This window comes from Blautia sp. AM23-13AC, from assembly GCF_003435675.1.
Classification (GTDB): domain Bacteria; phylum Bacillota; class Clostridia; order Lachnospirales; family Lachnospiraceae; genus Fusicatenibacter; species Fusicatenibacter saccharivorans.
The window spans coordinates 49061-59008 of record NZ_QTUL01000018.1 but is presented as its reverse complement, the minus strand read 5'-3'; the positions used below and the strand labels follow the sequence as shown (position 1 = coordinate 59008).

General features: G+C 48.8%; 6 protein-coding genes and 3 pseudogenes. All 9 read left to right on the top strand.

Translation table 11 applies throughout. The features are described from left to right. Nucleotides 1-36 precede the first annotated feature (36 nt). A pseudogene (locus DW642_RS14805) lies at nt 37-861 on the top strand (VirD4-like conjugal transfer protein, CD1115 family); the annotation flags it as partial. A gap of 219 nt (nt 862-1080) precedes the next feature. Beyond that, nucleotides 1081-1209, top strand: a pseudogene (locus DW642_RS14800) (Maff2 family mobile element protein); the annotation flags it as partial. A 707-nt stretch (nt 1210-1916) separates the two neighbouring features. Beyond that, the gene (gene ltrA / locus DW642_RS14795) at nt 1917-3803 is read left to right on the top strand and encodes a group II intron reverse transcriptase/maturase (protein ID WP_117510809.1); all 1887 of its coding nucleotides are present in this window, start codon (nt 1917-1919) and stop codon (nt 3801-3803) included. Between the two features lie 149 nt (nt 3804-3952). Continuing rightward, a pseudogene (locus tag DW642_RS14790) lies at nt 3953-4054 on the top strand (Maff2 family mobile element protein); the annotation flags it as partial. 69 nt (nt 4055-4123) lie between these two features. Beyond that, entirely contained in the window at nt 4124-4993 is an 870-nt protein-coding gene (locus tag DW642_RS14785) for a VirB6/TrbL-like conjugal transfer protein, CD1112 family (RefSeq protein ID WP_117510807.1), read from the top strand. Between the two features lie 20 nt (nt 4994-5013). After that, the gene (locus DW642_RS14780) at nt 5014-5469 is read left to right on the top strand and encodes a PrgI family protein (protein WP_009272665.1); all 456 of its coding nucleotides are present in this window, start codon (nt 5014-5016) and stop codon (nt 5467-5469) included. Beyond that, nucleotides 5426-7828, top strand: coding sequence for a VirB4-like conjugal transfer ATPase, CD1110 family (locus tag DW642_RS14775; protein WP_117510805.1), 2403 nt, complete (start codon nt 5426-5428; stop codon nt 7826-7828). The genes DW642_RS14780 and DW642_RS14775 overlap by 44 nt, the downstream gene beginning before the upstream one ends. Next, nucleotides 7828-8208: a DUF3851 domain-containing protein gene (locus tag DW642_RS14770; protein ID WP_432764246.1), complete on the top strand. Its 381-nt coding sequence runs from the start codon at nt 7828-7830 to the stop codon at nt 8206-8208. The genes DW642_RS14775 and DW642_RS14770 overlap by 1 nt, the downstream gene beginning before the upstream one ends. Next, nucleotides 8201-9937 (top strand): CHAP domain-containing protein, encoded by a 1737-nt coding sequence (locus DW642_RS14765; protein ID WP_117510801.1) that lies wholly within the window; start codon nt 8201-8203, stop codon nt 9935-9937. Before DW642_RS14770 ends, DW642_RS14765 begins: the two co-directional genes overlap by 8 nt. Nucleotides 9938-9948: the final 11 nt, after the last annotated feature.

Genomic DNA, 9948 nt, shown 5'->3' with positions numbered 1-9948 from the left:
GTGACTTCTTTTTGAATTTGATGAAAAAGTCCTTGACAATTTGTCTCTGGAAAAACAGCCAAGTCGATTTTGATTTCCTGCGGCGCTCGCCTTGCCGTGTTCGACATTGCAGAGTTGCGTGAGGTCACGGCTTATGATGAGCTGGAGCTGGATACTCTGGGAGACAGGAAAACTGCTCTGTTCCTCATTATGAGTGATACGGATGACAGCTTTAACTTCCTGATCTCCATGTGTTATACCCAGCTTTTCAATCTGCTCTGCGAAAAAGCCGACGATGTGTATGGCGGCAGGCTTCCGGTTCATGTGCGCTGTTTGATTGATGAGTGTGCTAACATCGGGCAGATTCCGAAACTGGAAAAGCTGGTGGCCACCATCCGAAGCCGTGAAATCTCTGCCTGTCTGGTGTTGCAGGCACAGAGTCAGCTCAAGGCGATCTATAAGGATAACGCAGATACCATCATCGGTAACATGGATACTTCCATCTTCCTGGGCGGTAAAGAGCCGACTACCCTCAAAGAGCTGGCTGCCGTGCTGGGCAAGGAAACCATCGACACCTACAACACCGGAGAGAGCCGTGGCCGGGAAACTTCCCACTCTCTCAACTATCAAAAATTGGGGAAAGAGCTGATGAGCCAGGATGAGCTTGCTGTTATGGATGGCGGCAAGTGCATCTTGCAGCTGCGCGGTGTGCGCCCTTTTCTTTCGGATAAGTACGACATCACCAAGCACCCTAATTTCAAATACACAGCTGATGCAGACAAGCGAAATACCTTTGATATTGAAGCATTTTTGTCTGCCAGACTAAAACTCAAGCCTGATGAGGTCTGCGATGTATATGAAGTAGACACGGAGGGCGTGTAATACGGTTCCGCTGAGAAAGGAGTGATCGTATCTATTTGCCGCAACTGCCCTCTATGGGCCATTGGCGTACAAAGCGGACAATCGCAAGAAAAAATAATGAAAAAGGAGGACAGCCGGAATCATGCCCCCCGGAAACCGGGCGGCAGATTGTTCCGGCTTTTGTATGCCTATGAAACATGACAAACCTATTTTTTAATCAGATTCCGGCTAACAAACTATATGGCATTTTTTGAACAGGCAATCACCGTTCTTCAGACCCTCGTTATCGCGCTCGGTGCCGGTCTCGGTATCTGGGGCGTTATCAACCTGCTGGAAGGTTACGGCAACGACAACCGTGCGACACGTTCGTAAGTGAAAAGCTTACGCACAAAGTCGAAGGGCTTTCAAGCCTGAAACTTTGGAGAACTGATATTCCGATGAGTGAAATGAGGGAGTAACGCCCCGAAGCGCTCACACTGATACTCCGACTGGCATCAGCGTGCAACCGCCAAAGTGTCAGAAGCTCGGTAAAGTCGGCAGAGAGTAGCCGTAAATATGGCTAACTACCATATACGAAAGCTATCCAGCGGTGGATGGTGCTACCTATATGCCGGGTGTCGGTTACCCATGGTCAGAATGTACGAAAGTACTGACGAACTTCCGAATGTACGAGTCTAAACGTTGATACTGTCGAAAGGCAGTAGCCCTTGTACGGGCGTGTCCGTGGATTAGTAAGAATGGTTGTTATGAACATCCATATATCGTTACAGGCGATATGATTATGCATGATTGGACACAGGCTTAGAGGAAGGACCTAAAGATAATCAATGATAGGAATATCGGAACGTGGAAAGCTGGGAACGTATGAAACAAGCCGTTGCAGGTCGTTGGACGGGAAAGCCGGGCAAAACCGGTACAACCGTACTTAATCCCAGTGAGAGTAGGGGCACAGTACCTGTGAAGCGATGCTAAACATCGTGGAGGGATAGCCCCAAGTCGAATTCAACAGAAAAAAATGAATATACGATAAACGCAGCTTCGAGTATGACAAAGAAAATCCAAACCGAAGGGAGAGGATGCCTGTGTTGACTTCGAAACAGCAAGAACAGAAATCTAAACAGAGAAAAATCCGCAATTCTGAGTATTATGACATGATAAGTACTTTTGATGGATTGTATGCAGACAGTAAGAAAGACAAGATATTTAATCATCTTATGGAAATCATCGAAAGTGAAGAGAATATCAAGCTGGCATACAGAATGATAAAGACGAATACAGGAAGTGATACCGCAGGTGTGGACAAAAGGACAATTAATGACCTTGCTAAATTAAACGAGGAAGAATATGTCCGTCTCATAAGAAAGCAATTCAGCTGCTATCACCCACGCCCAGTAAAGCGTGTGGAGATACCAAAGCCCAATGGAAAGACCAGACCTCTGGGAATTCCAACTATCGTTGACCGAGTGGTACAGCAATGCATCTTACAGGTCATGGAGCCGATATGCGAGGCAAAATTCAGCGATAATTCTTACGGATTCCGCCCGAATAGATCCGCTGAACATGCCATCGCTCAGTGTATGCGATTGATACAGGTACAGCATATGTATCACGTAGTAGACCTTGATATTAAAGGATTTTTCGATAACATCAATCATACTAAACTGATAAGGCAGATATGGGCATTGGGAATAAGAGATAAGAAACTGTTATGCATCATTAAGGAAATGCTGAAAGCACCTGTTATTCTGCCAAATGGAGATAAAACTTTCCCCACCAAGGGAACCCCACAAGGCGGTATCCTGTCGCCATTGCTTGCAAACATTGTTTTGAACGAGTTGGATTGGTGGATTACTTCCCAATGGGAAGAAATGCCAACGAAAACAGATTTTACAACAAGAAGCAATAAGCAGGGAACAGTTATCAAAAGCCATGCTTACAGGGCTTTGCGCAGAAGCAGATTGAAAGAAGTGCATGCGGTGCGATATGCCGATGATTTCAAGATCTTCTGCCCTACACATGCAGAAGCCGTCAGAGCGTATAAAGCCACAGAAATGTGGTTAAAAGACCGCCTGGGTCTTGATATAAGCCCAGACAAATCTAAGGTTGTCAATCTAAAAAGACAGTATTCTGATTTTCTCGGATTCAAACTGAAAGTGCGGAAAAAGGGAAAGAAATATATCGTCAGGTCACATATGTGTGACAAGGCATACAAAAAGGCTCATGAAAAGCTGACCAAGGAAGTAAAAACTTTGGCTCATTCGCCAGATGACACAGCTCAGTTTATACAGTTACAGAAATATAATTCTGTAGTCGCAGGACTGCATGAATACTACTGTATAGCAACAGAAACAACAGCGGACTTTGGAAAGCTTGCCTTCAGTATCAATAAACAGCTTAGAAATCGGCTGAAAGGCGATGTGTCCCGTAAGGGTTCTCTGAAAAATGGTTTTATCAAGGACAAGTATGGTAAAAGCAGGCAATTGAGATTTCTGCACGAACGTCCCATTGTTCCAGTGGGAGCCGTTCCGCAGAAAAATGCCCAAAACAAAAGGAAAAACATCAATAAGTACACTGTCAAGGGACGAGAGCTGATTCATAAGAATCTAGCTATTAATACCGACGCAATGTTATGGCTGATGCGTAATCCTGTCAAGGGCAGGTCAATCGAATATGCAGACAACAGAATATCACTATTTGCGGCTCAATATGGAAAATGTGCAGTTACAGGACTTCCTATGGAAGTATACGACATTCACTGTCATCATAAAATGCCATTAGGCAAAGGTGGTACAGATGCATACGAAAATCTGATTTTAGTCTCAAAAGCCATCCATGTGATTATCCATGCATCGTCTGAAATCACTATCAGAGAATATCTGAACCCACTGCAATTAGATGATTCTAAACTTGCAAAGCTTAACAAACTTCGAACTATGGCAGAAATGCCTGTAATCATTCTTTGATAAATATGCTGTTACGAAGTGTGTAAATCGTATATGAAAAACCTTGGCTGTTGAATTCGATGGAACGCCGTGTGCGGTGAAAGCTGCATGCACGGTGTGGAGCGGGGGAAAATCTGGAGATTATATCAAAAGATTACCTATCGCTATCCGGCGCCAAGAGCCAGGGCATGAAGCAGCTCATGGCCGGTGCTGGTGTAGCCGTGGTAGGCATGGTCCTTGTACCTCTGCTCTCCGGGCTTTTCTCTGTCTAAGCGTCTCCGTATGAAATCCTTGCCGCTCCCGCAGCTTTGCGGGGGCGGCGGAAAGGAGGTTGACACCGTATGGATTTCTTACTTGAAGCCCTGACAAATTGGCTGAAAGAAATGCTGGTGGGAGGCATTATGAGCAACCTTTCGGGGATGTTTGACAGTGTAAATCAGCAGGTCGCGGATATATCCGTACAGGTAGGCCAGACCCCACAGGGATGGAATGGCAGTATTTTCAATATGATTGAGAATCTGTCAAACTCCATCATGGTGCCGATTGCAGGCGTGATCCTGTCTATCGTGATGACCGTAGACCTGATCCAGATGATTGCAGACAAGAACAACCTGCATGATGTGGACACCTGGATGATTTTCAAGTGGGTGTTCAAATCAGCTGCCGCCATCCTCATTGTCACAAATACATGGAATATCGTGATGGGCGTCTTTGATATGGCGCAGAGCGTGGTGGCGCAGGCGGCAGGGATTATCAATTCGGATGCGTCCATTGACATTTCCTCAGTTATGACCGATCTGGAACCGAGGCTGATGGAAATGGATTTGGGACCGCTGTTCGGACTGTGGTTCCAATCCCTCTTTATTGGCATTACCATGTGGGCGTTGTATATCTGTATCTTTATCGTTATTTATGGCCGTATGATCGAGATCTACCTTGTAACTTCGGTGGCTCCCGTTCCAATGGCTGCAATGATGGGCAAAGAATGGGGCGGTATGGGACAGAATTACCTCCGATCCCTGCTGGCACTGGGCTTTCAGGCGTTTCTCATTATCGTCTGCGTGGCAATTTATGCTGTGCTGGTGCAGAACATCGCTCTGGAAGATGACATCATCATGGCAATCTGGAGCTGCGTGGGCTACACCGTACTGCTATGTTTTACGCTGTTCAAAACCGGCAGTCTCGCCAAATCAGTCTTTCAGGCGCACTAAAACGGAAGGAGGTTTCCACATTGGCTTATGTACCCGTACCCAAGGACTTAACAAAAGTCAAAACAAAGGTCATGTTCAATCTGACCAAGCGGCAGCTTATCTGCTTCACGGGCGGAGCGCTTATTGGCGTACCGCTTTTCTTTTTGCTCAGAAAACCTACCGGAAACAGTGTAGCGGCTATGTGTATGATGCTGGTTATGCTGCCATTCTTTATGCTGGCTATGTACGAAAAGCATGGACAGCCCCTGGAAAAGATCGTGGGCAACATTCTCAAAGTAGCTGTGATCCGTCCCAAGCAGCGTCCCTACCAGACCAATAACTTTTATGCCGTATTAAAGCGGCAGGAAATGCTCGATAAGGAGGTGTATGATATTGTTCACCGCAATAAAAAAATGGCTGCATCGGATGTTCGGGAAAACCGAGGAAAAAACTGTGCAGCCGGTAAAGACAAAGAAAAAGCTGTCCCGCGCCGATAAGAAGCAGATCGAAGCGGCCATTGTCCGCGCCAACCGCACGGACAAAAAAGGAAAATCTGCGCAGGACAGTATCCCTTATGAACGGATGTGGCCGGACGGAATCTGCCGCATATCGGACAGCCACTACACAAAGACCATTCAGTTTCAGGACATCAACTATCAGCTCTCCCAAAACGAAGATAAGACGGCAATCTTTGAGGGTTGGTGTGATTTCCTCAATTATTTTGACAGCTCGATTCATTTCCAGCTGTCTTTTTTGAACCTTGCGGCATCGGAGGAGACCTTTGCTAACTCCATTTCCATCCCGCCCCAGAGGGACGCCTTTGACAGTATCCGCGAAGAATATACCACAATGCTGCAAAATCAGCTGGCCAGAGGTAACAACGGTCTCATCAAGACCAAATACCTGACCTTTGGTATCGACGCAGACAGCATCAAAGCCGCCAAGCCCCGTCTGGAGCGTATTGAGACCGATATACTTAATAACTTCAAGCGTCTTGGTGTAGCTGCCAGAACGCTGGACGGTAAAGAAAGGCTTTTTCAGCTTCATGCGGTATTCCACATGGATGAACAACTCCCGTTTCAGTTTGAATGGGACTGGCTGGCTCCTTCCGGTCTGTCCACAAAGGATTTTATTGCACCAAGCTCCTTTGAGTTCCGCACCGGCAAGCAGTTCCGTATGGGCAAGAAATACGGGGCTGTTTCTTTTTTGCAGATTCTCGCACCGGAGCTGAATGACCGTCTGCTGGCTGATTTTTTGGATATGGAAAGCTCGCTCATTGTGAGTATGCACATTCAGTCGGTGGATCAGGTGAAAGCCATCAAAACGATAAAGCGCAAGATTACCGACCTGGACCGCAGCAAGATCGAGGAACAGAAAAAAGCAGTCCGTGCCGGATACGACATGGACATCATTCCATCTGACCTTGCTACCTACGGCAGTGAAGCGAAAAAACTCTTGCAGGATTTGCAGAGCCGCAATGAGAGAATGTTCCTTTTGACCTTTCTGGTGTTGAACACAGCGGACAATCCCCGTCAGCTTGGCAACAACATCTTTCAGGCAGGCTCCATTGCCCAGAAGTATAACTGTCAGCTGATCAGGCTGGACTTCCAGCAGGAAGAAGGGCTGATGAGCTGTCTGCCTCTGGGTCTCAATCAGGTTGAGATTCAGCGAGGACTGACCACCAGTTCCACAGCTATCTTTGTGCCCTTCACTACGCAGGAACTGTTCCAGAACGGGAAAGAAGCTCTGTACTACGGCATCAATGCTCTGTCCAACAACCTCATCATGGTGGACAGAAAGCTGCTGAAAAACCCCAACGGCCTGATTCTGGGTACGCCGGGTTCCGGTAAGTCCTTCAGCGCAAAACGAGAAATTGCCAACTGCTTTTTGCTTACAAGTGATGATGTTATTATCTGTGACCCGGAAGCGGAGTACGCACCTCTTGTTGAACGTCTGCATGGGCAGGTCATCAAGATCTCGCCTACCTCCACCAACTACATCAATCCGATGGACCTGAACCTGGACTACTCGGATGATGAAAGCCCGCTGTCCCTCAAGTCTGATTTTATCCTCAGCTTATGTGAGCTGATTGTGGGCGGTAAGGAGGGCTTGCAGCCGGTGCAGAAAACCATCATCGACCGCTGTGTGCGTCTGGTCTATCAGACTTACCTCAATGACCCGCGCCCGGAGAATATGCCCATACTGGAGGACCTATATAACCTGCTTCGGGAACAGGAGGAAAAGGAAGCCCAGTATATCGCTACGGCCCTTGAAATCTATGTAACCGGCTCCCTCAATGTGTTCAACCACCAGAGCAATGTGGACATCAACAACCGCATTGTCTGCTATGACATCAAGGAACTGGGCAAGCAGCTCAAGAAAATCGGTATGCTGGTGGTACAGGATCAGGTGTGGAACCGCGTTACCATTAACCGCGCTGCCCACAAGTCCACCCGTTACTACATCGACGAGATGCACCTGCTTTTGAAGGAGGAACAGACCGCTGCCTATACAGTGGAAATCTGGAAGCGATTCCGTAAATGGGGCGGAATCCCGACAGGTATCACCCAGAATGTCAAAGACCTTTTGAGCAGCCGCGAGGTAGAGAACATCTTTGAAAACTCCGACTTCGTGTATATGCTCAACCAGGCAGGCGGAGACCGTCAGATACTTGCCAAGCAGCTTGGCATTTCCACGCACCAGCTTAGCTATGTGACCCACTCCGGTGAGGGCGAGGGCCTGCTGTTCTATGGCTCCACAATTCTGCCTTTCGTGGACCACTTCCCGAAGAATACCGAGCTGTACCGCATTATGACCACCAAACCCCAGGAACTGAAAAAGAAGGAGGATGAATGATGATGAACCCCAACATTTTTAATAAAAATCCGTTGATGTTTTTTGACAGGGCGGTAAATGCCCAGCGCAGCCAGCTGCTTACGGTCATGGCCGATGCGGTAAGTGAGTGCCGCACGGCGGCAGATCAGGCAGCCGAACTGAATGAGACCGGTCAGGTGGGGCTGCTCCGTCTGGCAGAGGTCTGGAGCACCATCCGTGCCAAGGAAGGTATGGGTGGTCTGGTTCTGGAAGGAACCGAAGCGAAAATCCTGTCCGATGTGGTGGCACAGTTTTACGCCTACCTGTCCGGCTGTATGTTCAACGATCCTGTGGGAATGGCCATTTATGCAGAGCTGCACTACATGATGTCCTCCCTCATGCTGGGAGAATGGTTTGAATAAAGAGCCGCGCCTGCGCTTTACTGATGAGGAACGGTCTGACCCTGCACTGGAAAAGCCGATCCGTAAAGCGGAGAAAGCTGCGGCCAGAGCAGATAAGGCGCAGGCCAATATCCCAAAGAAAAAGGTCAGGCAGACGGTCATCGACCCGGATACCGGAAAAAAGACCTCGAAGCTGACCTTTGAGGACAAGAAAAAGCCACCCTCCAAACTTTCTCAAGGGGTCAAGGAAGCTCCCGTCCATCTGGTTGCGGGCAAGCTCCACAAAGAGATCCGGGAAACAGAACAGGACAATGTGGGCGTGGAAAGCGCCCACAAGTCCGAGGAAGCGGTGGAGACCGGCGCTTATCTGGTGCGGGAGGGCTATCGCAGCCACAAGCTGAAGCCGTACCGCAAAGCAGCACAGGCAGAGCGCCAACTGGAAAAGGCAAATGTAAATGTTCTGTACCAGAAATCTTTGCAGGAAAATCCCCAGTTTGCCAGCAACCCTCTTTCCCGCTGGCAGCAAAAGCAGGTCATCAAAAAGCAGTATGCCGCCGCCAAACACGCCGGGCAGACTGCCGGAAATACCGCCCAGGCTGCATCCAAAACAGGAAAAGCCGCAAGGACGGTAAAAGAAAAGGTACAGCAGGCAGGGGCATTCGTCATGCGCCACAAGAAGGGTTTCCTGATGGCAGGGGTTTTGTTCCTCATTACCTGTATGCTGATGAATACCATGTCCTCCTGCTCCATGATGGCGCAGAGCATCGGTTCCGTTCTCTCCGGCACCACCTATCCGTCAGATGACTCGAAAATGCTGGCGGTGGAGGCAGATTATGCAGCCAGAGAAGCCCAGTTGCAGGAGGAAATCGACAACATTGAAAGCAGTCACCCAGGGTATGACGAGTATCGCTATGACCTTGGTATGATCGGCCATGACCCTCATGAGCTAGCGGCATTTCTCTCTGCCGTCTTGCAAGGCTACACCCGGCAGAGCGCTCAGGCAGAGCTGGCGCGTGTGTTTGCAGCACAGTATCAGCTGACGCTTACTGAGGAAGTGGAGATTCGCTACCGCACGGAGACCTCAACCGACCCGGAGACCGGCGAGACCACCTCAGAAGAAGTTCCCTATGAGTATTACATTTTGAATGTGAAACTCGCCAGCAAGCCCATTTCCGCTGTGGTGTCGGAACTTCTGACCCCGGAGCAGATGAAAATGTATCAGGTTTACCGGCAGACCATGGGCAATAAGCCGTTGTTGTTTGGCGGCGGCTCCCCTGATACCAGCGGCTCGGAAGATCTGTCCGGTGTGCAGTTCATTAACGGTACCCGCCCCGGCAATCCTCAGCTGGTGGAACTGGCCAAGCGTCAGGTGGGCAATGTGGGCGGTTATCCCTACTGGAGCTGGTACGGCTTTGACTCCCGTGTGGAATGGTGCGCCTGCTTCGTATCCTGGTGCTATAACCAGGCAGGAAAAAGTGAACCGCGCTTTGCAGGCTGTGAGTGGCAGGGCGTTCCGTGGTTCCAGTCTCATGGACAGTGGGGCGCAAGAGGCTATAACAATCTGGCTCCCGGAGATGCAATTTTCTTTGACTGGGATTTGGATGGGACAGCAGACCATGTAGGTATCGTGATCGGTACGGATGGCAGCCGTGTTTATACCGTGGAGGGAAATTCCGGCGATGCCTGCAAGATTAAAAGTTATGACCTGAATTATCAAAGCATTAAGGGCTACGGCCTGATGAACTGGTAACAGAGATTTTT